The sequence below is a fragment of the Paenalcaligenes sp. DL 309 genome, from assembly GCF_057475285.1.
This window is the reverse complement of sequence record NZ_JBYBKW010000006.1, coordinates 39,870-62,862: the sequence shown is the minus strand read 5'-3', so window position 1 is coordinate 62,862 and position 22,993 is coordinate 39,870. Positions and strand designations below refer to the sequence as shown.

Below are 22,993 nucleotides of genomic sequence, written 5' to 3'. Positions count from 1 at the left end.
ATTTAACTGCTATAAGGTAAACCATGAGTCAGAAACAAATTATTCAAACCGATGCGGCTCCTGCTGCAGTAGGCCCATACTCTCAAGCTATTGCTGTTACTGGAGGGAAAACCGTTTATGTATCAGGCCAGCTGGGCCTAGACACAAAAACCGGTGAGCTAGTTTCTGAAAACTTCGAAGCCCAAGTTCGCCAATGCTTCACTAACCTGCAAGCTGTGGTTAAAGAGGCGGGTGGTACGTTAGAACAAGTGGTTAAGCTCAACCTATTTCTTACTGATCTTAGTAAATTTGCTAGTGTGAACGCCATCATGGCTGAGATGATTCCTGAACCTTATCCAGCGCGCTCTACCATTGGTGTGGCCAGCTTACCTAAAAACGCGCAGTTTGAAGTAGAGGCTATCTTAGTTATTTAATGCTATGAGCGCATCCTCTTCAGTGGCGTCAAGCACAAAAACTCCAAAAAAACCTACCCAAGCTCAGTTAATGAAAAAACTGGGCTTGGTAGATGATATGGATTTTATTGTGCATTTGCCTCTGCGGTATGAAGATCAAACACAAATTTTTGATATTGCGAGTTTAGCAGTAGGTGAATATGCGCAGATTGAAGGCACCGTAGTTCAACAAAACATAGTGCAGCGACCCCGGCGTCAGCTACATGCTTTAATACGAGATCAAAGTGGCGAACTTTTAGTTCGCCTTTTACATTTTTACCCCAATCAAATAAAACAATTTGCCGTAGGCAATCAATTACGTTTACGAGGCGAAGTGCGGCGGGGTTACAGTACAGCCATAGAAATGGTGCACCCGAAAGTATCTCAAGCAGGTGCCGCTTTAGCCCAAACCTTAACGCCCATTTATCCCACAACAGAAGGTCTGAGTCAGTCGGTTTTACGCAAAGCGATCTTAGCGGCTTTAGAGCGTGTGAACTTACATGATAACGATACTTTGCCAACGTCCATACGCCAACAGTATGGGCTTATGGATTTTTCTCAAGCGGTACGCCAATTGCATTACCCCCAAGTGGAGCATAATCAGGCCTTACTTAATCAAACGCATCCAGCCTGGCAACGAATTAAATTTGATGAGCTTTTAGCGCAACAACTCTCACTAGCAGCAGCCAGAACACGTAGAGCAAAATTACGAGCACCAAAAATAACACCTTCTCTACGTTTGACGTCTTTATTAGCACAGCAATTAGGATTTACTTTAACTCAAGCACAACAGCGTGTAATTGCAGAAATTGCCGCTGATTTAAACCGTGATCAACCTATGCATCGATTGTTGCAAGGAGATGTGGGCAGCGGAAAAACAGTAGTGGCAGCGTACGCGGCCTTACAAGCCATCGAGCAAGGCTATCAAGTGGCGTTGATGGCGCCTACGGAGCTTTTAGCAGAGCAGCATCAGCAAAAACTCCAACACTGGTTAGCCCCTTTAGGCTTAGAGGTGACCTGGTTAAGTGGCAGTTTAACAGTAGCACAACGTAAAACGGCTTATGCTACCGTTCAAAGTGGATCTAGCCATTTAATAGTGGGTACGCAAGCCTTAATACAAGAAGCCGTGCATTTTGCTTGCTTAGGCTTAGTAATACTCGATGAGCAGCATCGCTTTGGGGTAGAGCAGCGTTTAACTCTAAGTGCAAAGGGGACGGAAAGTCTACAAGAAGGCATGCTCCCGCATCAGTTAAATATGAGTGCCACCCCTATTCCTCGTACCTTGGCCATGACTTTTTATTCCGATTTGGATGTATCCGTGATTGATGAGTTACCGCCTGGTCGTAGCCCTGTACAAACCAAGTTATTATCTGCAGACAGGCGAGAGGAAATGATGGCACGCATACAGGCTGCAGTGTCTGCAGAAGGGCAACAGGTATATTGGGTTTGCCCTTTAGTTGAAGAAAGTGAAGCTCTACAATTGCAAACTGCGGTTGATACTTATGAGCTTATGAAGCAAGAATTGGCACCTTTGCGCTTAGGTTTATTACATGGACGCATGTCTACCCTTGAAAAAAATACCGTAATGAATGCTTTTAGAGCTGCTGATATTGATGTATTAGTGGCCACTACCGTCATAGAAGTGGGAGTCGATGTGCCTAATGCCACTATTATGGTGATTGAACATGCTGAACGTTTTGGCTTAGCACAATTACATCAATTACGCGGTAGAGTGGGTCGAGGTGCTAAACAGTCTTATTGCGTGCTTTTATATCAAACACCTTTATCAGCGATTGCGCGTGAGCGTCTGCGTGCCATGTATGAAACCACGGATGGTTTTGAAATTGCACAGCGCGATTTAGCATTGCGTGGACCAGGAGAATTTTTAGGAATACGTCAATCGGGTCAAATGTTATTACGATTTGCTAACCTAGAACATGATCAAGCGCTCATAGAGCAAGCCAAAGCGTGTGCAGTAGATTTATACAATCACCAGCCTGAGGTTGCTGTTAATCATGTGCAACGGTGGTTAGGTGGTAAAGAAGATTTTTTACGCAGTTAACGAAACAAAAAATAATTGAAATAAACGAAATGACTTTAACCGAATTAAAATATATTGTGGCTGTTGCACGCGAGCGGCATTTTGGCCGTGCAGCAGAGGCTTGTTTTGTAAGCCAACCGACTTTATCAGTCGCTATACGCAAATTAGAGGAAGAGCTAGAGGTCACTATTTTTGAACGCGGTGGCACGGAGGTAGGTATAACTCCTATCGGCTTATCCATCATAGAACAAGCTCAAAAGATTTTAGAAGAAAGTGATAATCTCAAAGAGATTGCCCGTCAAGGCCAAGATCCGCTAAATGGGCCCTTGCGAGTTGGTATAATTTATACTATTGCGCCTTATCTATTACCAGCCTTAGTCCCAGAGCAAATTAAGCTCACTCCGAATATGTCGTTGGTTTTACAAGAAAACTATACAGTGCGCTTATTGGAACTATTACGTCAAGGTGAAATTGATGCGGCTATTATTGCCTTGCCCTTGCCAGATAGTTCTTTTATGGTGCGTGAACTTTATGATGAGCCTTTTTTGGTAGCTGTGCCTCAAGATCATAAGTGGGCTACACGCACCGCCATAGATGCGTCTGAATTAAAAGACGAAACCATGTTGCTCTTAGGGGCAGGGCATTGTTTCAGAGATCAAGTTTTAGATGTGTGCCCGGAGTTGTCACGATTTTCAGCATCTAGTGAAGGCATACAGCGTACCTTTGAAGGTTCCTCCTTAGAGACCATTCGTCATATGGTGGCCACAGGGATAGGAGTTACCGTATTACCCGCTACCGCTTTGCACGCTTCGGGCCAAGATTCTGCGTTATTAACTTATATCCCATTTAAAGAACCTGTGCCTACACGTCGCATCGCTTTAGTTTGGCGTAAAAGTTTTACACGCGAAGCTGCTATTGATTCTTTAGCTCAAGCTGTAGCACAATGCAACTTACCAAATGTAGATTATACTGATATTCTGTAGAGACACTTATCTATTCCATAAGGAGTGAAAAAATTATGGCTAAAACTGCAAAAACAAATGTTGCACACACTGATGTAATCGCCGTAAATATTGGTATTACGCCCGAAGATAGAGCCAAAGTGGCCGCTGAGCTGTCTAAGGTCTTAGCAGATTCTTACACCTTGTATTTAATGACGCATAACTTCCACTGGAACGTGACAGGTCCCATGTTTAATACCTTGCACGCCATGTTTATGGACCAGTACACGGAATTATGGCAAGCCTTAGATGAAATAGCCGAGCGTATTCGTTCTTTAGGTCATTTTGCTCCAGGTACTTATGCCGAGTTTGCTAAGCTTTCTTCCATAGAAGAGCCCACCTCTGTGCCTACTGCGGATGAGATGATTACTATGTTATTAGGTGCGAATGAAGCTGTAGCACGCACCGCCCGTGCTGCATTTGAATGTGCTGATGCCGTCAATGACCAACCCACTGCAGACATCCTCACACAGCGTTTGGATGTACATGAAAAAACGGCCTGGATGTTGCGTAGCCTACTTTCCTAAACTAAAAATCTAGTTATAAACCCTAGAATTTACTCACAAGTTGTAATAAAGCATACATTTCGGTGTATGCTTTATTGCACTTACTGGATGAGGTTTTATATGAAAATTCGCATTACTCCTTTGGCGGCTGCATTAGGCTTAGCTGCTGGCATGATGGTCACGACTGCTACGTATGCAGACACCATTAAATTTGCTATAGCAGGTCCTTTTACCGGCGCATTGACTCAATACGGGGAAATGGTTAAGCAAGGCGTAGATACCGCAGTAGAGCAAATTAACGCGGATGGGGGTGTATTAGGCAAGCAAATTGAAATTGTTTTAGTAGATGACGCATGTGAGCCTAAACAAGGGCCAGTGGTAGCTAACCGTATTGTTAATGATGAAATAGGTTATGTGATTGGTCATGTCTGCTCTGGCGCCACAATTGCTGCAACAGAGATCTATGATGATGAAGGCATCATTATGATTACCCCTTCTGCTACAGCGCCTGCTGTGACGGAAGGCAAAGGGTATGAGACCATTTTTCGCACTATAGGTCGTGATGATCAACAAGGCCCCGCTGCTGCAAAAGTAATAATTGAGCAAGTTAAGCCTCAAAAGGTGGCCGTACTACATGATAAACAATCGTATGGTCAAGGTATTGCCAGTGCAGTTAAAGATGACTTAGAAAAAGCCGGTGTAGAAGTAGTTTTATTCGAAGGTATTAATGCTGGTGATAGTGATTACTCTGCAGTAATCACTAAACTAAAAGGCACAGGCGCAGACTTTGTTTACTATGGTGGTTACCATCCTGAAATGGGTTTGTTATTACGCCAAGGAGCAGAGCAAAGTCTAGGTATTCCATTTATGGGCCCAGAGGGCGTAGGTAATCCAGACATTAACGCCATCGCTGGTAAAGCCGTTGAGGGCATGCTTGTGACGTTACCTGCAGATTTCACCGAAGATGAGTCTAATGCAGCTCTAGTTAAAGCCTTTAAAGATAAAGGCCGTGACCCGGGTGGAGCCTTCCAAATGACGGCTTACTCTGCAACCCAAGCTTTAGTTGCCGGTTTAGAAGGCGTAGGTAAAGATGACCCCATTGAAGTGGCTGAGTTCTTACACAACAATGAAGTCTCTACGCCTATAGGTGTAATTTCTTGGAACGAGCAGGGCGACTTAAACGAGTTTAAATTTGATGTATTTGAATGGCATGCTGATGGCACTAAAACGGTGTATGGTCAGTAGTAACAGCTTGTGGGGCTTGTTGTTGTCTCCACAGTCTAGCGTAATAACCGTTTTTCTCTAATAACTCATTATGATTACCGCTTTCAACTATCTCACCGTGCTCCATAACTAAAATGCTATTCGCATGGCGTACGGTAGATAGGCGGTGAGCAATTACTAAGGTAGTGCGCTGGCGGCTAATCGCATTCAGCGCTTCTAAAATAGCCTGCTCAGAAAGAGAATCTAAAGACGAAGTGGCCTCATCAAGGATCAGCAACGGCGGATTTTTCAATAAAACCCGCGCAATAGCCACTCGTTGCTTTTCACCCCCTGAAAGCTTCAAACCACGTTCACCTACTTTGGTATCATACCCGTCAGGCAAGCTCTTAATGAAGCTTTCCAAATGTGCTTGCTGGGCCGCATGAAAAACTTCCGCCTCACTGGCGTTTGGGCGTCCATAGGCTAAATTATTATAGATAGTATCATTAAAAAGCACAGTATCTTGCGGTACTACACCAATAGCTGTACGCAAACTGTCTTGTGTCACTTTCCGTATATCTTGGCCGTCAATGCAAATGCGACCACTATCCACATCAAAAAAACGAAATAACAAACGAGCTAATGTGGATTTTCCGGCGCCACTGGCTCCAACCACCGCCACCGTATGACCCGCAGGTATATCAATATTTACTCCTTTAAGAATAGGGCGATCAGCATTATAACTAAAGTACACCTCTTCGAACTGTATTCGACCAGAGTGAATGGCTAAGGCTTTAGCATCAGTAGCATCTTCAATTACCGGCTTATCGTGTAATAGACCAAAAAGACGTTCAACATTTACTAATGATTGACGAATTTCTCTATAAACAAAGCCCAAGGCGTTCAAAGGCACAAATAGCTGAATAAGATAAGCGTTAATCATGGTGAAATCACCTAAAGTGATTTCACCAATTACGACTTCACGTACTGCCATACCCATGATGACAATAAGTGAAACACCAATAATAAATGCTTGACCTGTATTGAGTGCAGCCATAGAAAGCCGATTTTTAAGTCTAGCTTGCTCCCATAACGCTAAGCCTTCATCGTATTGATCTGCTTCAAAACGTTCATTGTTAAAGTATTTTACGGTTTCATAATTCAGTAAACTATCGAGAGCACGAGAGTTCGATTGATTATCATGCGCATTTGCTTCACGCACAAAAGCGGTACGCCATTCAGTAACACGTATAGAAAAAATCACATACACCACAATGGCTATCAAAATAGCCAGCATGTAACTAGCATTAAAAGCCACCAATAAAATAACCGATACCATGATTATTTCTAGCAAGGTGGGCACAATATTAAACAAGGTGAAACGCAACAGAAAACTAATACCTGTGGTACCTCGCTCTATGTCTCGTGCTAAGCCACCGGTTTTACGATCAAGGTGAAAAGCTAACTCACGCTTATGCAGATGTTGAAATACTCGCAATGACACACGTCGCATGGCTCGCTCAGCCACACGAGCAAAAATAGCATCACGCAACTCATTAAATAATGTGCTACCAAAGCGTAGCCCACCGTAAAGTAACACAAGTGCAAGAGGTATCCATAACACCATTTCTACACCACGCTGTTGATCTAGATAATCAATAATGTATTTGAGCGCAATGGGGGTGGATACTGTGGCAACTTTAGCAAAAATGAGCATGGTCACAGCTAAAATTACGCGACCACGATATTCAACCAAATAGGGCCACAAACCGGCAATAATTTTCCAATTATATTTATGCGAGCTTGAGTAATTATTGTCACGAAAATGACGCACAGAAGATTCCTTGATTAATTATTATGTATACTTTATTTTGGCAAAAACCGAAGCTCTAATACGTCTTGTAATTGTGGGTAAGGAATGAGCAGTTCAGGTTGTCCAGAGGAGTAGGGTGCAATTTCGTAAGAGTTATATTTCACCAATACGCCCGCATCAGTTAAACCTATATTTTCACTAGGTTGAAATGGCCAAACTCGTTGATATTGGTCTGGACTTTGTTCGCCTAGATCTTGTTTTTGTAACCATTGTTGGTAGGCTTGTTGTAAACGTTTATTAAAGGCTTGAGTTTGTCTTGATTTAATAATATCAGTGAAGTGCAACGGTTTTTTTTGTTTATTATCCCAATTAATAAGCTGAATTTGACTAGATCCGTGAGCGGCACCCGTGCTGTAGTGAAAAAAACCTAACTCTACTACTGTTAAATCTTTGTTTCTATAGCGTGGCTTAGCATAGATAATAGCTTCATCGCGTGGACCAGCAAGTTGCCAATAGTTTTTGGTAAAGTCTTCCACGTTTGCATAGCTTGATGAGTTCTCGTTATTAAGTTGAGCCATTTGAGCTAGTTGTTGATCCACATAATCAGTTAGTGGCTTATTACCTGGAAAAATTAATGAGTCCACCTGTAAAGTTGGGCACTCGCCTTTACAGCCCGGCTTTACTTTTTGTTCAGCTAAAGGCTGTGTAAATACGCCTTCTTTACGGGTAATATCAGCGGTTTTTGTAGGTATGATTGAAACTTGTTGAGAGGGACTAGCGCATGCTGTGAGCAATATTGCGCAGCTAACAATCAGGCTAAAACATGTTGTTGATGATTTTGGTGCATAATAGATGGACATTATTTTTTACCCTTATTGTTGTATTTGTATATATAGAAGCTATGACTAAAATTTATCATAACCCCCGTTGCAGTAAGTCACGTGCTGCCCTAGCGTTACTACAAGAGCGTAATTTAAATCCAGAAGTTATTGAATACCTTAAAACACCACTCACCGTCGAGCAACTCGAAACCTTGATTGCTAAGTCAGATTTATCGGTACGCGAATCCATGCGCACAAATGAGGCCATCTATAAAGAGCTAAACTTGGCTGAGGCCAACGATGATCAATTAATAGCAGCTATGGCAGCGCATCCTATCTTATTAAATAGACCTTTTGTAGAAACGGAAAAAGGGGCACGACTTGCGCGCCCCTTAGAAGCTATAGAAGATATTCTGTAGCTACTAGCTAATTAATCAGCAGCAATGCCTTCGAATGAAAGTGTTAAAGTAACTTCATCGCTAACAGCAGGTGCAAATTTATCCGCATTAAAATCTGAGCGTTTGATATCTACTTTAGCGTTAGCACCCATGGCTGGCTTTTTAAGCATAGGGTGGGGCATCGCATTAAAGTGAAGGATTTCTAAAGTGACAGGCTTGGTGATACCTTTAATCGTTAAATCCCCTTCTACTGCTGTAGGTGTGTTTTCTTCAAAGACCACTTTTGTGGATTTGAATGTGGCAGTAGGGAATTGAGCAGTATCTAGGAAATCCTCACCTTGAATATGTCCGTTAAACGCTTCATGACCTGTATTAACGGATGTAGTGTCTATAGTAATATCGACTTCACCTGTTTTGGCTTCTAAGTCTAATACAACTGTACCGCTTGCCTTTTCAAAGGTGTTGAGTTGCTGACTTAATCCCATGTGATTATATGAAAAATCAGCAAAAGTATGTGAGTCATCTACCGTGTAAGTAACGGGTTCGGCCATTAAAGGCGCGCTCATTAAAGCAGTTACAGCACTGGCTAAAGCTAAACGATGAAATGTTTTTTTCATAAAAAATCCTAATTCCTAATTGTTATTTAGTTTGATTAAATTTAAATTAATAAACGTAATTATTCGGTAGCAACGAGTGTAAAATCAACGCGAATATCATTCGCAACTATATCAAACGTAGACCATGCGCCTTCACCTATGGCGTAATCGCCTCGTAATAGTGAGAAGCTGCCGGTAAACGTGACCATGTCATCAGCTTCAATTACAGTAGCAGGAAATTGAATCTCTTGCTCATGTCCTTTTATACTTAAAAGACCTGTAACTTCAAAGCTATCATCTGATTTCTTTTCAATTTTTGTAGTGTTAAATGTGGCATCAGGGTACTCACTGGCGTTAAACCATTCTGCCTTTACTATTTCGCTATCGGCCTCTTCAGAACCTGTGTCTGCGCTTTCCATCTTAACATCAACGCTAGCTTGCGCTTTTTCTGGCTGTGCAGAGTCAAAGTTTATCTGACCATCAATGTCGGTAAACGCACCTGACATATTGACTCCCATTTGTTCGTAATGAAATTCAATTTGGCTTTTTTCATTGTCAATGGTGGTGTAAGTAGCGGCAGAAATGGCAAGTGGAAATGCGAATAAAGCGGCGGACAATGTGCGTAAAATCATAAGTTAATCCTAGTTTTTAATTTTGCGTTATTTTATGCGAGCAAGTAGATTATCTTTATCAATAAACTGGTGCTTAAGAGCAGCTAAAATATGCCCTATCACTGTAATAATAAAAGCTACATTTAAATAAGTATGTGTGGCTGCAAGCACATCTGCTACTGCTTTGTCTTTAGGTATAAGATCAGGCAAAGGAAACACACCAAACCAAACTGTTTGAAAGCCCATCGCTGAGCTCATCAACCAACCCGATAAGGGGACAGCAAACATAAAGATGTACAGTAAATAATGACCTAAATGCGCTAAGATAGTATCTATTTTTCTCATGGAAACCGGTAAAGCAGGTGGGCGATGCGTCAGGCGCCATAATAACCTAGCTACAGCGAAGAGAAATAAAGTCACTCCTGCCCATTTATGCCAAGAATAAACTTGCAGTTTAGTGGGGGAAAAAGGGAGACCTGTCATATAAAAGCCTAAAAAGAACATAGCAATAAAACCTACTGCCATGATCCAATGCAATCCAATTGCTGTACGTGTATAACGTATTGTCATATTTTTATGTATTTTCTTTATTTGTTTGAGACTAAGAGTATACTGTACTTCTTTTGTAGGAGCTGTAAAAGGGGCATTTAGGCAATTGACTGTTGCTTGTTTAGCAACAATATATTTGATAGGGTGATTCATGTCACCCAAACAGGAGTGCTCAATTAGCTATCAAAGCATCTAATCCATTAAGCTATGACTATGATAGAATCGTTTACAGAATTTCACATATAGCCCTATACAGTTTTGGTACTTTTTTTATGATAGTACTGAGCTTGTCTTTTTATTGATCAGGAGATCGTATATGTTAAAAAAACTCACTTTTGCAGCTGCTTTAGCTATTGCTAGTGTACCTGCCGCCATGGCAGCCGAGTGCACCTTCGAGTTAGAAGGTAACGATGCTATGCAATTCAATACTAAAGAAATTGTAGTAGATAAAAGCTGTGAAGAATTTACTATCAACCTACAGCACACAGGTTCCTTGCCTGTTGCTAGTATGGGTCATAACGTAGTTATCTCTAAAAAAGCAGATGAGCAAGCCGTTGCTAACGATGGTATTGCAGCTGGTTTAGATAACCAATACGTAAAACCCGATGATGAGCGTGTGGTAGCCTATTCAGATGTAGTGGGTGGCGGTGAAAGCACCTCGGTAACTTTTAACGTGGCTGACCTCGAAGATGGTGAAGATTACGCATTCTTTTGCTCCTTCCCTGGCCACCTTGCGCTCATGAAGGGTGATTTAAAAGTACAGTAATTTTTACTCGTTACTCGTTACTCGTTAAAAGCTAAGAGCTAAGAGTTAGAATTTAAAAGCTCTGAGCCATATAAAGCAGCAATAGATTCATTTCTATTGCTGCTTTTTTATGCGTATTTGAGATAAGCGGCTAGGTGTGCGTTTCTTTTTACGAGTAGGGACTTTCAGTTTCTGTAGTTGTTGCAAGAGAATACGTAATTCTTGGTTTTGCTGTTCTGTTTGTTTGTGCTGTAGAGCAGCATCTTCAAATTGTATCTCTAAATAACGTTGTTTTTGCTGCAGAGCGATATGATTTTGTTGCTCATCTTGCAACTGTTGTAGCAGCAGTTGGCTTTTTTGTTTTTGTTCATTAATTTTAGATTGTTGTTGCTTGTTTGTTTTAACGGCCTCCTGTCGCACACGTTCTATTTCCAAGCGAGCATATTTCTCCATATCTGCAGCGCGTTGTTCACTAAGCAGGATTTGCTCTTTTTGAGCGAGTAAAACGTTTTCATATTGCTGTTGCTGTGTTTCTTTTTGCTCGAGTAGATTTTGTGATTTCTGCTCTTGAGATACCACCTGCAGCTGTAAACGTTGCGCTGTTTTTTCTAAATCTTCGATTGTTTCATCTTGCTTTTGCAATTGTTGTTGTGCAGTGAGCAGGGCGTTTTGCAATTTTTTAGACTCTTCTAATGCCGTTTCCTGTGCTTTTTCCGCTAAAGCAATTTTCATGTAAATCGCTTGATTGTTTTTCTCAGTGACCTGCAGTGCTTGCGCTAAACCTTCTTCCCATAACTGCGCCATTAATGAACCTGCGCTTTGTTTGAGACTAGGCGGTATATCGGCTTGTTCCATACGAACTTGACTGCGTTCGCGTAGCTCTTGCCAAAATAAACGCAACGCTTCGGCTGGCGCACTCATGCTGCCTTTGCGTACCAGTTGATACATGCGATTAGTAGTGGGTGTGCTGTTGTATTGAAAAAATAATAAAGCCGCAACGGCTTTGTATAAATCTAAAGTGTTAGGGTGCTGGCTACGTAATTGTTCAACGGCCAGATGTAATTGTGATTCGGTTAAAGGGGTAGCAGATTGAGTCATGATAGAAATCCAAATGTACGTTATTCCACATAATACTGAATCAAAGCAATAAAGTCTATTTTATTACGTAATACGTAAAATAATTAAAGATCCACTTGTTTAGTTTGACATTATCACCATAATGTCAAGTTTATGTATAATGAACTTTTAATCAAAAAATGAAATTCAGTAAATAATAAATAAATTGTTATATCGTTATAATGACTAACAGCTACTACCATATTTTTTAGGTATCTCTTCATGACACAACTGGTTCCTGCCGCTTTAGAATTTTATGCGCCAATTTCTACTAATATAGACGGCTCTTTAGGTACTAATCGGGCCCATAAACCATCCACCCTATTGCAAGCTGATAATGATTTAGAAGCTATTAAGGCTTGGTTAGCCCAATACTTAGAAAGCCCTAATACCTTTAATAGCTATAGAAAAGAATCAGAACGATTATTACTCTGGGCAAACTTAGAAGCTGGTAAAGCTATTTCTTCCTTAACTCATGAAGATTTATTACGTTTTCAGCACTTCCTACAAAACCCACAACCTGCAGAGCGCTGGATTTTAAAAAATGGCTCTAAGGTTTCGCGCGCGCACGCTGATTGGCGGCCCTTTGTAGGCCCTTTATCTGCTAGTAGCACGCGCCAAGCTTTGACCGTATTAAATAGTCTATTTAATTGGCTGGTTTCAGCGGGTTATTTGGCCGCTAATCCTTTGGCTATATTACGCGGTACACGTGTAACAGCCCCCAAACGCATGCAACGTTACTTAGATATGGACCTATGGGAACAGGTTAAGACCTGTATTGCTCAACTTCCTCAAGAGTCAGACAGAGAGTTAGAGCATTACTACCGCTATAGATGGCTGTTTTCATTATTGTATTTATGTGGTTTGCGGGTATCAGAACTAAGCCAAAATCGCATGGGGTCTTTATTTGCGCGTAGAGATAAGCATGGCGTAATGCGCTGGTGGATGGATATTTTAGGTAAAGGGCAAAAAATGCGTACCGTGCCGGTAACATCTGAGCTTATGGAAGAACTGGCCACGTATCGCACCTTTAAAGGCTTAAGCCCTTATCCCACGGCCGATGATGACTTACCGCTTATATTGCCTATAGGTTCTATACAACCCAAACCTTTAACTCGTGCGGCTATTCATCTAATTGTAAAACGCATTTTTACTGATACCGCTGCCCGTCTACGTGCTCAAGGCCCCGAGTTTGAGACTGAAGCCCAGCATGTGGAGCAAGCTTCCACTCACTGGATGCGTCACACCGCTGGTACCCATATGTTAGAGCAAGACATAGACTTGCTGCATGTACGCGATACCTTAGGCCACGATTCCATTAATACCACTAACCGTTACTTACACACCGCCGATGATGCTCGTCATGATGCCACCGAGGATAAGCATAAAATAAAGTGGTAATTTTCTAGCTATTCATTGTAAAAATCGCTACACTTAGCTCTTATATCGCTATATATATACTTTAGTATATAACGATAGGCAACGAAACTATTAAAAATGAAAAAAGGGGGGAACCACGATGAAAAATAAATTACGTACATTGACTTTAACTGCACTATCCACCTTACTCATCTCTCCTGCGTTTGCAGCGGATATAACGGTAGCTACCGCCGCAGGTTACAGAAAGCCTATGAACGAAATTTATACCGCTTTTACTGAAGCCACAGGTATAAGAATAGAAAGTGCCTTTGGCAATATTAAACAAATTGAAGCCCAAGCCAGATAAAACCCCGATATTCAAATGCTCATTGGAGACTGGGACTTTATTAAACCCATGGGCTTTTCTGAAAGCCATCAACAATTAGGACAGGGAAAATTAATTTTAGTAGGGCCTAAAGGGAGCACGCTAACAAGCCTAGATAACTTAAAAGCCGAAAATATTCAACGAATTGCTATAGGCGATCGTAAAAGTACGATTTACGGCAAAGCGGCCATTGAATGCTTAACGGCTCATAAAATGCTAGAAAACCTTGATGCCAAACTTATGCAAGTTTCTACCCTGCCCCAAGTCAGCACCTATGTAATAACAAATGAGGTGGATGCGGGTTTTATAAATCTCAGCGAAGCCATGGCCCATGCGGATAAATTTTCAACACCTATTGAAATGCCGCAGTCCTGCTACCGCCCTATTGATTTAAGTATAGTTGCTATAGATGGTAGAGAAAGCGTGGAAGGTAAAGCACTACTTGCGTTTTTAGCGGCAGATAGCACGAAAGAAATATTGAAACGTCATGGTTTAAACTAATCAAAATCAACTAAGTAATCATTATAAATCAATGAGTTGCGGATACTCTCCTGTTATTCTCAGTGCAGAAATACTGTTTCCGCCTATCGTGTTTACCACTACAGGACTAACTATTGCGGCTTTTGTGGCAGGCTTACCCTTAATGGTGAAGCCAGTTCAAACTGCATTTGCGGAAGTACCTAAGCGCTTACACCAAGTGATGGATGGGCAGTTCGACTGCGCAAATGAGTTGTCCTTATTACTTGCTCTCTTTGCAGGGCTTTCTTTTTACGTATTACGACGGTATGGTGCCTTATGAATTCTGTTTTTTTTGATCACGCAACTATAGATGGCTGGATAAATGAAGATGCAGCTCTCTTAGATCTAACCAGCCACATGTTAGACATAGGCAGCCCTACTGCAACCATTAATTTTGTGATTCGACATGATGGCATAGCCGCTTGTACAGAAGAAGTACAACGTATCCTTGAACACTGCGGCGCACAAAGTGATTTGTGCATACCTTCAGGCTCAATAGTAAAAGCAGGAGACATTTTAGTTTCAGGCCAAGGCCCTGCACAGGTAATATTACGCGCTTGGAAAGTAGGTCAAAACCTTTTAGAGTATGCCTGTGGTGTAGCACGCCTTTGCGGAAAGATGAAAACAATTATCAGTCATTATAATCCAAAAATGGCGCTCTTAACCACTCGAAAGCACGCTCCAGGCTTACGTGGTATTGCCCTAAAAGCGACGCTTAGTGCGGGTGCACTGCCCCACCGTTTAGGCTTGAGCGAAACGATTCTTGTTTTTCCGCAGCATATCGCCCTTCTAGGTGGATGGGATAAGTTAAAAATTAAGCTTCAAGAAAAACAGTCAGGCTTTGTAGAGAAGAAGATAGTTATAGAAGTAGACACTTTAGAGCAAGCCTATTTAGCTATTGAGGCGGGCGCAGAGGTCTTACAGTTTGATAAAGTAGCACCAGAAAATCTGCAGCTGTGGGTGCCACAATTACGCAAAGACTGGCCGCAAGGCGTGTTTTTAGCTGCAGGCGGCATTAAGTTAAAGAATATTGAGCAGTATGCAAAAACACCGGTAGATGGCTTGGTAACAAGTGCCTTGCATTATGCAGCGCCGGCCGATATTGGCGTCAATATACAGCCAGCAAACTAAAACTATTAATTAGGCGCACCTGCCATTAACCAATCCACAACAATAGTAAGATCTTCGTCATTGATACCGCTATTAGGAGGCATAGGTATTGAACCCCATACACCACTGCTACCATTTTTAATATGGTTAGCGAGTAATTCAGCATTGGCTGGATCGTCTTTATATTTCTCTGCCACTTCTTTGTAGCTAGGTCCTACCACTTTATGATCTACCTGATGACAGGCCAAACAAGTATTTGATTGTAAAATGGGGCTAACCTCTTTATAGGTAGGGCTATCTGCTAGTGCTATGTTTGCACCAAAAATTAGCGGCAAACATAACGCTACGTATTTAACCTTCATATTATTCTCCAAAAATGACATACTGTATAGAACAGCGCCTTATATTATCGCATTTTAAAATTAAAAAGAGGTTAATTTATGCAAAACATTTTAGTACCTATTGATGGCTCTGATGCGGCTTTACGTGCTTTAAAAGAAGCCATCAAAATGGCTCAACAACAAAAAGAAACCTGCACATTGCATGTACTTAATGTGCAACCTCCCATTGTTTCTAATAATGCAGCCCGCTTTTTTACTGCTGATGTATTAAAAGCCTATTACGACGATGCAGGTAAAGAAGCTTTAACCAATGCTAAAACGCTATTAGCCACTCTAGATATACCCAATAAGATACATATTGAGGTTGGTCCAGTCATCGATACTATTACGGAATATGTAGATAAGTATAACTGTGACCATTTAGTAATGGGTACGCGCGGTTTAGGCGCAGTACCCGGTTTATTATTAGGATCCGTGGCGACTAAAGTATTGAATGCCGTAGCTATACCTGTAACCTTAATTAAATAAGCTCTTCATTCTCCATTTAAATTCTCCATCTAAAATCCTTTTTTTAATTGGAGATGAAAAAGCCCCAACGCCCTCGCAAGGGCGTTATTGATTGACTTCCTAATTAGGCTTTAGTGTTGTCTGTCATAGCAAGTGGATTAATCCACTCATCGTATTGTTCTGCAGTAACATAGCCTAACTCTACGGCTGCATCTTTAAGATTAAGCTGCTTTTTATGAGCTAATTTTGCAATGGCGGCGGCCTTATCGTAGCCAATATGACGGTTTAACGCCGTAACCAGCATTAAGTTTTGATTTAAGAAATAATCAATTTTCTCTTTATCTGGCGTAATACCTACAGCACAATGCTTATTAAACGCCTCACAAGCATCACCCAACAGCTGAATACTTTCTAAAACGTTGTGGACCATCACAGGTTTATACACGTTTAGCTGAAAATTCCCTTGATTACCTGCAAAGGCCACGGCTGTATCATTACCAAAGACCTGCACACACACCATAGTCAGCGCTTCGGCTTGGGTAGGATTTACTTTACCCGGCATAATTGATGATCCTGGCTCGTTTTCGGGGATATGTATCTCACCAATGCCACAACGCGGACCACTTGCTAGCCAGCGCACATCATTGGCCATTTTGAATAAAGCACCCGCTAAAGTACGTAAAGCGGCTGAGAAATTAACTAAGGCATCATGTGCGGATAAAGCGAAGAATTTATTTTCTGCGCTTTTAAAAGGTAATTCAGTATGTTTAGCAATATACGCCGCTGTTTTGTCACCAAACTCTGGGTGGGCATTTAAACCTGTACCCACGGCAGTACCACCAATAGCTAAATCGTAAATGCCGTGCAACTGATGCTCTACATTATCGAGTGCAAAATCAATCTGTGCTACCCAGCTACCTATTTCCTGCCCTAATGTAATGGGGGTGGCATCTTGTAAATGGGTGCGGCCTGTTTTAACAATATCCGTATATTGTTTAGATAAATCTGCCAATACATCCCGCAAGGCTTTGACCTTAGGCAGAAGTTGACGATGGGTAGCGAGTGCTACTGCTATGTGCATAGCAGTAGGAAACGTATCATTCGAAGACTGGCCACGGTTTACGTGATCATTGGGATGGACTGGCGTTTTAGAGCCCATTTCACCACCAGCGATTTCTATAGCACGGTTAGAAATCACTTCGTTACTGTTCATGTTGCTTTGCGTACCAGAGCCGGTTTGAAACACCACTAAGGGAAATTCAGCATTTAAGTTACCCGAAATCACTTCATCTGCAGCTTGGGTAATAAGAGTAGCGACCTCTGCAGGAATTTGTTCTAAATCATGATTTGCCTGGGCTGCGGATTTTTTTAGTATACCTAAGGCCTCAATCATCACCGGAGTGAGTTTAAAACGATCTACACCTATAGGGAAATTATCAATAGAACGCTGTGTTTGAGCTCCCCAGTAATGGTTAGCAAGAACCTGTATTTCACCCATGGAATCGGATTCTATACGTTTTTTTTGCATTGAAAACTCCTAATTTTGTGAAGAAAATCGTTTAGCCCAAAGTTGGCTAATATCAATCATACGGTTAGCAAACCCCCATTCATTATCAAACCAAACGAATAAATTCACTAAACCGTCAGCATTCGTGCTCGTTTGGCTTCCATCAATAATGGCAGAGCGTGCATCATGATTAAAATCAATAGAGGCATGGGGGCGGTCTGAATAAGCCAAAATATCAGGGTGACGCTGGGCAGCCTGAATAAATAAATTGTTAACTTCCTCTTTGCAAGTTGGTCTACGTAAGCGCACCATCAAATCTATAGCTGACACATTTAATATAGGTACACGAATCGCCTTGGCTTGGACCTTACCGTGTAACTGGGGTAATAACCGCTCTACTCCTCGTGCTAATCCTGTAGCTACGGGCACCATAGATTGCATAGCAGAACGAGTGCGACGTAAATCATTATGATGATAACCATCAATCATGGGCTGATCATTCATAACAGAATGCAAGGTGGTCAATAAAGTATAATTTACCCCATAAGCGGCATCAAGCTCAGCCAGTACTGGAATAATGGCATTGGTAGTACAAGACGCATTAGAAACTATTTTTTGTTTACCATTCAGTGCATCATCATTAATACCTAATACTACGGTGTAATCCACTTCTGCGGCATTATCTGTAGGCTGAGAAACTAAGACCCGTGGGCAGCCCGCATCTATAAATTGCTGCAAAGAAGTACGAGTGCTGTAAGCTCCTGAACATTCTAATAATATATCTATACTCAAGGCTGCCCAATCTACAGCAGTTGCCTTTTTTTCATGGAATACATGAATGGTATGACTGTTTATTAATAAGCTATTTTCTGTACGCCCTACTTTGCCTGAAAATACGCCATGCGTAGAATCAAACTCTGTTAGATAAGCCATAGTTTCTAGATCAGCTGGTTCATTAATAGCCACTATTTGTAATTGTTGATCTAAATGACGCTCATAAATGGCGCGTAATACACAGCGGCCAATGCGGCCATAACCATTGATAGCTATACGTACAGGTTGCATAAGATAAATATGATTTGTTGTTTTAAATTTTTTTATTAAAAGGTAATAGAAAAACCACCATCTACCACCATAACATGTCCATTTACATAGGATGCGGCTTCAGAAGCTAGAAAGACCGCTGCACCGGTAATTTCATGAGGTTTAGCCCAACGTTGTAATGGATTGCGGCCTAATACTGCCGGCCCTTTATTAGGATCATTAGCTAATTTTACATTTGATTCGGTAGCAAAGGTCCCGGGCGCTATACCGTTACTAGTAATACCGTAAGGACCAAACTCTACAGCTAAAGCCCTTACCATCCCTTCTATACCTTGTTTAGCAATGGGATAAATGCCATCACCAGGGCGTGCAATACGCCCTGCGATGGAAGATAAACTAATAATACGCCCGGCGATGTTTGCTTGTTGCATTTTCATAGCAGCTAAGCGAGATATCTGTATGGTGGCGGTTAAGTTTGTAGATATATGCTCTGTAATTTCTGTAGGACTACTGGCAGCTATACTTTTACGCAAACGTTGTCCTACGCAGTTTACTTGTATACTTGGCACCTCTATATTTTTACATAATATATTATAATTATGCGCATATTTTTCTTGCTGACTTATGTCTTGGGCAAAAACCTCAGCTTGGTACCCTGCTGCTATTAGTTCCCGTTGCATTATTTGAAGTTTAGCTTTATTACGCCCATTAAGAATAACCATGGCTCCACTAGCTGCATACGCCCAAGCAATGGCATTACCCAAACCTTGGGCAGCGCCCGTTATCAGTGCTATTTGCCCGTCTAATCGAAAATTAGGTGTGTGTTGTGTTGACGTGTTCATACGATATTCACTGCCTTCCCTTCTACAAAGGCAGTGATGTTATTAATAAGCTGATCGGCTAAGAACTGCATGGCCTCAATGGAGGACCAAGCCACATGCGGTGTGAGTATGAAGTCATCACGCTGCAGTATTTGCATAAAAGGATGATTTTTGGGTGGAGGTTCAGGGCTGCAGACATCTATACCTGCCCCACGTATCTGCCCCTGCTCTAAGGCTTGTACTAAAGCAATAGGATCAATTAATTCACCACGCGCTGTATTAATCACTAAAGGTTTTTTTTGCATTTGAGAAAACTCAGGTGCGCCTAGTAAATGCTTATTATCTGTAGTTAAGGGACAGTGCAAAGAAATAATATCACTTTGAGCCAAAAACTGTGAAAAAGGTACTTTCCCTTTCTTGGCCGTGGATTCACCTTTGCGCCCAGCAAAAATCACTTTCATGCCCAAACATTGCGCCAGTAACTCTACTGCAGAACCTAAGGTACCCGCCCCCACTAGGCCTAACGTCGACCCTTTGAGGTCACGAATGGGATAATCAAAGTAACTAAACATGCCGCTTTCTTGCCAACGCCCAGCAGCCACAGAACGATGATAAGGCATAATTTGACGTTGTAAAGCAAATATAAGTGCCAGTGCGTGCTCCGGGACCGTAGTTTCGGCATAATTTGGAATATTGCAAACCGTAATACCTAGTGCTTTACAAGCGGCCATATCAATATGATTAACTCCTGTAGCGGGAACCGCGATTAATTTAAGCTTAGGCAACTGTTTTAAGGTGGCAGCATCTATAGGGACTTTATTGCTAATAAGGATTTCAGCCTGTGCTGCACGTTCTACTATCTGCGCTGCTGTGCTATGCGCATAACTTTGCCATTGATGGGTAAAAGGCAAAGGCTTTAATTGCACCTCTGCTGATAAAGTCTGACTATCAACAAAAACAATGTTCATGGGGCGTGAATTTTTCTAATTAACGTTTATGATAGAGGATTGAACCTACGGTTCCATTTCCACTACCCACTATCGTAACGTATTTAGGATTAAAGTATGAGTTTTAGTTTGGCTGCTCAGCAAAGCACACCCGCCCCCCTCTACGAGTTACGGGATTTTTTCAAAAATCCCGAACGCAGTGGTTATGCTCTCTCCGATGATGGCTCTATGCTTGGTTTTTTACAGCCGGTAGACGTAGGCCAAAGCACACGATTAAATATATTTGTACAAGCCCTTGATAAAGGCAAACCCATTGGTAAACCACGCCAACTCACACATGAAACCGATAGGGACGTAGACGGTTTTTTTTGGAAAGGCCCTAATACAGTAGTTTATGCTAAAGATGTGAATGGTGATGAAAACTATCATGTACTGGCGGTAGATGCACAGAGCGCTAAGGTTAAAGACCTAACTCCTTTTGAAAATATGCGAGCCGGCATTCAAGATGACCTAGAAGATGACCCCGATCATTTACTCATCGCTCATAACGCTCGTAATCCAGAAGCTTTTGATGTCTATAGAGTCAACATTCATACCGGTGAACAAGAACAGGTAGCAGAGAACCCTGGCAATATCATTGGCTGGCAAACAGATCACAACGGCAAAGTGCGTCTAGCCATTGCCAGTGATGGTCTACATACGGCAGTTTTATACCGAGCCACCGAAAACGATGAATTTACCGTGATTATTCAAACGGATTTTCGTACAGATGTAAATCCACAGTTTTTCGATAAAGAAAACCAAAAGTTTTACGCCTTAAGTAACCGAGGCCGTGACACGGCTGCCTTAGTGCTGATAGATCCTACTCAGCCTGAAGATGAGCAGCTCATCTTTGATAATGCAAAATATGATTTACTAGGGGCAGGCTACTCTAAGCTTAGACATGTATTAACTGCCGCATTTTTTGAAAGTGATAAATTACATTTTCATTTTTTTGATGAAATCAGCGCTATCAGGCACCAACGCCTTAAAGACTTACTACCGGGTTACGAAACCAGCTTGCAAAGTGCCACCCGCGATGAAAAAACCTTTATTGTAGCGGCTTACAGTGATCGCACCCAAGGGCATCGCTTCATTTATCACGATGAAACTCAACAACTACACCACTTAAGTGAAATTAATCCGTCACTGAACCCTGCTCATATGGCCACCATGAAACCCATACGTTATACCGCACGTGATGGTTTAGAAATTCAAGGTTATTTGACCTTGCCGATAGGTGTAGAAGCCCGCGACTTACCTGTGGTCGTGAACCCCCATGGTGGTCCGTGGGCTAGAGACAGCTGGGGCTTTAACCCAGAAGTGCAGTTTTTAGCGAACCGGGGTTATGCCGTATTGCAGGTGAACTTTCGTGGTTCTACCGGCTATGGACGCCAGTTTTGGGAAGCCAGCTTCGGCCAATGGGGTTTAGCTATGCAAGATGACATCAGTGATGGAGTGGCTTGGTTACTTAAGCAACGCATAGCAGACCCCAATAAACTGGCAATTTATGGAGGGAGTTATGGGGGCTATGCTGCGCTCATGGCATTATGTAAAACACCCGATGTGTATGCAGCCGGTATTGATTACGTGGGCGTATCTAACTTACTCACCTTTATGAATACCATCCCCCCTTACTGGCGCCCCCTACTTGAAAAAATGTATGCCATGGTAGGCCATCCAGAGAAAGATGCGGAACGCTTAGAAGCCACTTCCCCCGCGCTCAATGCGCAGCACATCAAAACCCCACTCTTTATCGCTCAAGGAGCTCAAGACCCACGCGTTAATAAAGCCGAAAGTGATCAAATGGTAAATGCACTTAAAGCTCGTAATGTAGAAGTGGAATACATGGTGAAAGACAATGAAGGCCATGGCTTTCATAATGAAGAAAACAAATTTGAATTCTATGAGCGCATGGAGCAGTTTTTAGCTTTACATTTACAGCCTAAGCCTAGAAAGGATACACACAAATGAAACTCTATTACCTACAAGGCGCATGCTCTTTGGCAGTTCATATCGTCTTAGAGTGGTGTGCACAGCCCTATGAGGCCGTTGCTGTCAGCGGTAAAGCGCTTAAAGAGCCAAATTTTTTAGCGTTAAACCCGTTAGGCTCAGCACCTGTACTTATAGATAGTGGTATACCCTTAACCCAAAGCAGCGCTATTTTGCAGTATTTAGGAGAAAAATACCCAGACTCTCAATTATTAGGAGAGGGGTTACTAGAAAGAACCGAAACCCGACGTTGGTTAGGCCTCATCAATGCTGATATACACCCTTTATACAATATTATTTTTGGTGTAAGGCAGTACAGTAATGACGAAAACTGCCACACTGGATTAAAACACAGTGCTGCTGAGCGCATTAAAAAAATGTATGCGGTCGTAGATAAACAGCTACAAGGTAAGACGTACCTGACGGGTAAGCGATCTATTGCCGATGCTTTTTTATTTGTGACCTTATTATGGGCACCGGTGGCTAAGATAGATCTCACGGCTTTTCCTGCTTTACAGCAGTTTTTTGAGCATATGCAACAAGACAAAGGAGTACAAACTGCCTTGCAGGCGGAAGGACTCAATTAAAAGT

At 42.0% G+C, this 22,993-nt stretch carries 26 protein-coding genes; 15 read left to right on the top strand and 11 right to left on the bottom strand.

The genetic code is table 11. The annotated features are described in order from the left end of the window. Positions 1-23: 23 nt before the first annotated feature. From AC2UZJ_RS09185 to AC2UZJ_RS09165, 5 genes are all read left to right on the top strand, one after another. Positions 24-413 carry a Rid family detoxifying hydrolase gene (locus AC2UZJ_RS09185; protein WP_486949856.1) on the top strand — a complete coding sequence of 130 codons (390 nt, stop codon included), beginning with the start codon at positions 24-26 and terminating at the stop codon, positions 411-413. A gap of 4 nt (positions 414-417) precedes the next feature. Continuing rightward, on the top strand, positions 418-2,493 hold the full coding sequence (gene recG / locus AC2UZJ_RS09180) for an ATP-dependent DNA helicase RecG (RefSeq protein ID WP_486949855.1): 2,076 nt from the start codon (positions 418-420) through the stop codon (positions 2,491-2,493). A gap of 29 nt (positions 2,494-2,522) precedes the next feature. Beyond that, on the top strand, positions 2,523-3,455 hold the full coding sequence (locus tag AC2UZJ_RS09175; RefSeq protein ID WP_486949854.1) for a LysR substrate-binding domain-containing protein: 933 nt from the start codon (positions 2,523-2,525) through the stop codon (positions 3,453-3,455). A gap of 35 nt (positions 3,456-3,490) precedes the next feature. Beyond that, positions 3,491-4,000 carry a Dps family protein gene (locus tag AC2UZJ_RS09170; RefSeq protein WP_486949853.1) on the top strand — a complete coding sequence of 170 codons (510 nt, stop codon included), beginning with the start codon at positions 3,491-3,493 and terminating at the stop codon, positions 3,998-4,000. Between the two features lie 99 nt (positions 4,001-4,099). After that, a complete protein-coding gene (locus tag AC2UZJ_RS09165; protein ID WP_486949852.1) occupies positions 4,100-5,224 on the top strand; it encodes a high-affinity branched-chain amino acid ABC transporter substrate-binding protein in 1,125 nt (374 codons plus the stop codon). Here the strand turns inward: AC2UZJ_RS09165 and AC2UZJ_RS09160 are convergent. Beyond that, positions 5,202-7,016 carry an ABCB family ABC transporter ATP-binding protein/permease gene (locus AC2UZJ_RS09160; RefSeq protein ID WP_486949851.1) on the bottom strand — a complete coding sequence of 605 codons (1,815 nt, stop codon included), beginning with the start codon at positions 7,014-7,016 and terminating at the stop codon, positions 5,202-5,204. The genes AC2UZJ_RS09165 and AC2UZJ_RS09160 overlap by 23 nt on opposite strands. A 32-nt stretch (positions 7,017-7,048) precedes the next feature. Continuing rightward, on the bottom strand, positions 7,049-7,789 hold the full coding sequence (locus AC2UZJ_RS09155; protein ID WP_486949850.1) for an RsiV family protein: 741 nt from the start codon (positions 7,787-7,789) through the stop codon (positions 7,049-7,051). 107 nt (positions 7,790-7,896) lie between these two features. Here AC2UZJ_RS09155 and arsC point away from each other — a divergent pair, with 107 nt between their 5' ends. Further along, a complete protein-coding gene (gene arsC, locus AC2UZJ_RS09150; protein WP_486949849.1) occupies positions 7,897-8,235 on the top strand; it encodes an arsenate reductase (glutaredoxin) in 339 nt (112 codons plus the stop codon). Between the two features lie 11 nt (positions 8,236-8,246). On the opposite strand, the gene AC2UZJ_RS09145 is transcribed toward arsC, so the two are convergent. The 3 genes from AC2UZJ_RS09145 to AC2UZJ_RS09135 are packed head-to-tail and all read right to left on the bottom strand — an operon-like array spanning position 8,247 to position 9,991. After that, positions 8,247-8,831 carry a YceI family protein gene (locus AC2UZJ_RS09145; protein WP_486949848.1) on the bottom strand — a complete coding sequence of 195 codons (585 nt, stop codon included), beginning with the start codon at positions 8,829-8,831 and terminating at the stop codon, positions 8,247-8,249. Positions 8,832-8,890: 59 nt separating this feature from the next. Next, on the bottom strand, positions 8,891-9,442 hold the full coding sequence (locus tag AC2UZJ_RS09140; RefSeq protein ID WP_486949847.1) for a YceI family protein: 552 nt from the start codon (positions 9,440-9,442) through the stop codon (positions 8,891-8,893). Positions 9,443-9,469: 27 nt separating this feature from the next. Next, entirely contained in the window at positions 9,470-9,991 is a 522-nt protein-coding gene (locus AC2UZJ_RS09135; RefSeq protein ID WP_486949846.1) for a cytochrome b, read from the bottom strand. 295 nt (positions 9,992-10,286) lie between these two features. Between AC2UZJ_RS09135 and azu the strand changes: the two genes are divergently transcribed. Continuing rightward, positions 10,287-10,736 carry an azurin gene (gene azu / locus AC2UZJ_RS09130; RefSeq protein ID WP_486949845.1) on the top strand — a complete coding sequence of 150 codons (450 nt, stop codon included), beginning with the start codon at positions 10,287-10,289 and terminating at the stop codon, positions 10,734-10,736. Positions 10,737-10,829: 93 nt separating this feature from the next. On the opposite strand, the gene AC2UZJ_RS09125 is transcribed toward azu, so the two are convergent. After that, positions 10,830-11,813, bottom strand: coding sequence for a DNA-binding protein (locus tag AC2UZJ_RS09125; protein WP_486949844.1), 984 nt, complete (start codon positions 11,811-11,813; stop codon positions 10,830-10,832). Between the two features lie 240 nt (positions 11,814-12,053). Here AC2UZJ_RS09125 and AC2UZJ_RS09120 point away from each other — a divergent pair, with 240 nt between their 5' ends. From AC2UZJ_RS09120 to modD, 5 genes are all read left to right on the top strand, one after another. Continuing rightward, positions 12,054-13,232 carry a tyrosine-type recombinase/integrase gene (locus tag AC2UZJ_RS09120; RefSeq protein ID WP_486949843.1) on the top strand — a complete coding sequence of 393 codons (1,179 nt, stop codon included), beginning with the start codon at positions 12,054-12,056 and terminating at the stop codon, positions 13,230-13,232. Positions 13,233-13,350: 118 nt separating this feature from the next. Then, positions 13,351-13,557 carry a hypothetical protein gene (locus AC2UZJ_RS09115; RefSeq protein WP_486949842.1) on the top strand — a complete coding sequence of 69 codons (207 nt, stop codon included), beginning with the start codon at positions 13,351-13,353 and terminating at the stop codon, positions 13,555-13,557. A gap of 15 nt (positions 13,558-13,572) precedes the next feature. Continuing rightward, a complete protein-coding gene (gene modA, locus AC2UZJ_RS09110; protein WP_486949841.1) occupies positions 13,573-14,076 on the top strand; it encodes a molybdate ABC transporter substrate-binding protein in 504 nt (167 codons plus the stop codon). 31 nt (positions 14,077-14,107) lie between these two features. Next, a complete protein-coding gene (locus tag AC2UZJ_RS09105) occupies positions 14,108-14,374 on the top strand; it encodes a hypothetical protein (RefSeq protein WP_486949840.1) in 267 nt (88 codons plus the stop codon). Next, a complete protein-coding gene (modD, locus tag AC2UZJ_RS09100) occupies positions 14,371-15,225 on the top strand; it encodes a ModD protein (protein ID WP_486949839.1) in 855 nt (284 codons plus the stop codon). The genes AC2UZJ_RS09105 and modD overlap by 4 nt, the downstream gene beginning before the upstream one ends. A gap of 5 nt (positions 15,226-15,230) precedes the next feature. On the opposite strand, the gene AC2UZJ_RS09095 is transcribed toward modD, so the two are convergent. Next, on the bottom strand, positions 15,231-15,566 hold the full coding sequence (locus AC2UZJ_RS09095) for a c-type cytochrome (protein WP_486949838.1): 336 nt from the start codon (positions 15,564-15,566) through the stop codon (positions 15,231-15,233). A gap of 78 nt (positions 15,567-15,644) precedes the next feature. On the opposite strand from AC2UZJ_RS09095, the gene AC2UZJ_RS09090 reads away from it, so the two are divergent. After that, entirely contained in the window at positions 15,645-16,073 is a 429-nt protein-coding gene (locus tag AC2UZJ_RS09090) for a universal stress protein (RefSeq protein ID WP_486949837.1), read from the top strand. Positions 16,074-16,176: 103 nt separating this feature from the next. Here AC2UZJ_RS09090 and fumC read toward each other — a convergent pair whose 3' ends face one another. Genes fumC through AC2UZJ_RS09070 form a run of 4 tightly spaced genes read right to left on the bottom strand, consistent with a single transcriptional unit; the run spans position 16,177 to position 20,392 of the window. Next, the gene (fumC, locus tag AC2UZJ_RS09085) at positions 16,177-17,580 is read right to left on the bottom strand and encodes a class II fumarate hydratase (protein ID WP_486949836.1); all 1,404 of its coding nucleotides are present in this window, start codon (positions 17,578-17,580) and stop codon (positions 16,177-16,179) included. Positions 17,581-17,589: 9 nt separating this feature from the next. Continuing rightward, positions 17,590-18,624 carry a type I glyceraldehyde-3-phosphate dehydrogenase gene (locus AC2UZJ_RS09080; RefSeq protein ID WP_486949835.1) on the bottom strand — a complete coding sequence of 345 codons (1,035 nt, stop codon included), beginning with the start codon at positions 18,622-18,624 and terminating at the stop codon, positions 17,590-17,592. A 35-nt stretch (positions 18,625-18,659) separates the two neighbouring features. Then, positions 18,660-19,445: an SDR family oxidoreductase gene (locus AC2UZJ_RS09075; protein ID WP_486949834.1), complete on the bottom strand. Its 786-nt coding sequence runs from the start codon at positions 19,443-19,445 to the stop codon at positions 18,660-18,662. Then, positions 19,442-20,392, bottom strand: coding sequence for a D-2-hydroxyacid dehydrogenase (locus tag AC2UZJ_RS09070; protein WP_486949833.1), 951 nt, complete (start codon positions 20,390-20,392; stop codon positions 19,442-19,444). Before AC2UZJ_RS09070 ends, AC2UZJ_RS09075 begins: the two co-directional genes overlap by 4 nt. Before the next feature lie 96 nt (positions 20,393-20,488). Here AC2UZJ_RS09070 and AC2UZJ_RS09065 point away from each other — a divergent pair, with 96 nt between their 5' ends. Together AC2UZJ_RS09065 and AC2UZJ_RS09060 are read left to right on the top strand one after the other, a co-directional pair. After that, positions 20,489-22,384, top strand: coding sequence for a S9 family peptidase (locus tag AC2UZJ_RS09065; RefSeq protein WP_486949832.1), 1,896 nt, complete (start codon positions 20,489-20,491; stop codon positions 22,382-22,384). After that, positions 22,381-22,989, top strand: coding sequence for a glutathione S-transferase family protein (locus AC2UZJ_RS09060; RefSeq protein WP_486949831.1), 609 nt, complete (start codon positions 22,381-22,383; stop codon positions 22,987-22,989). Before AC2UZJ_RS09065 ends, AC2UZJ_RS09060 begins: the two co-directional genes overlap by 4 nt. Positions 22,990-22,993 lie beyond the last annotated feature (4 nt).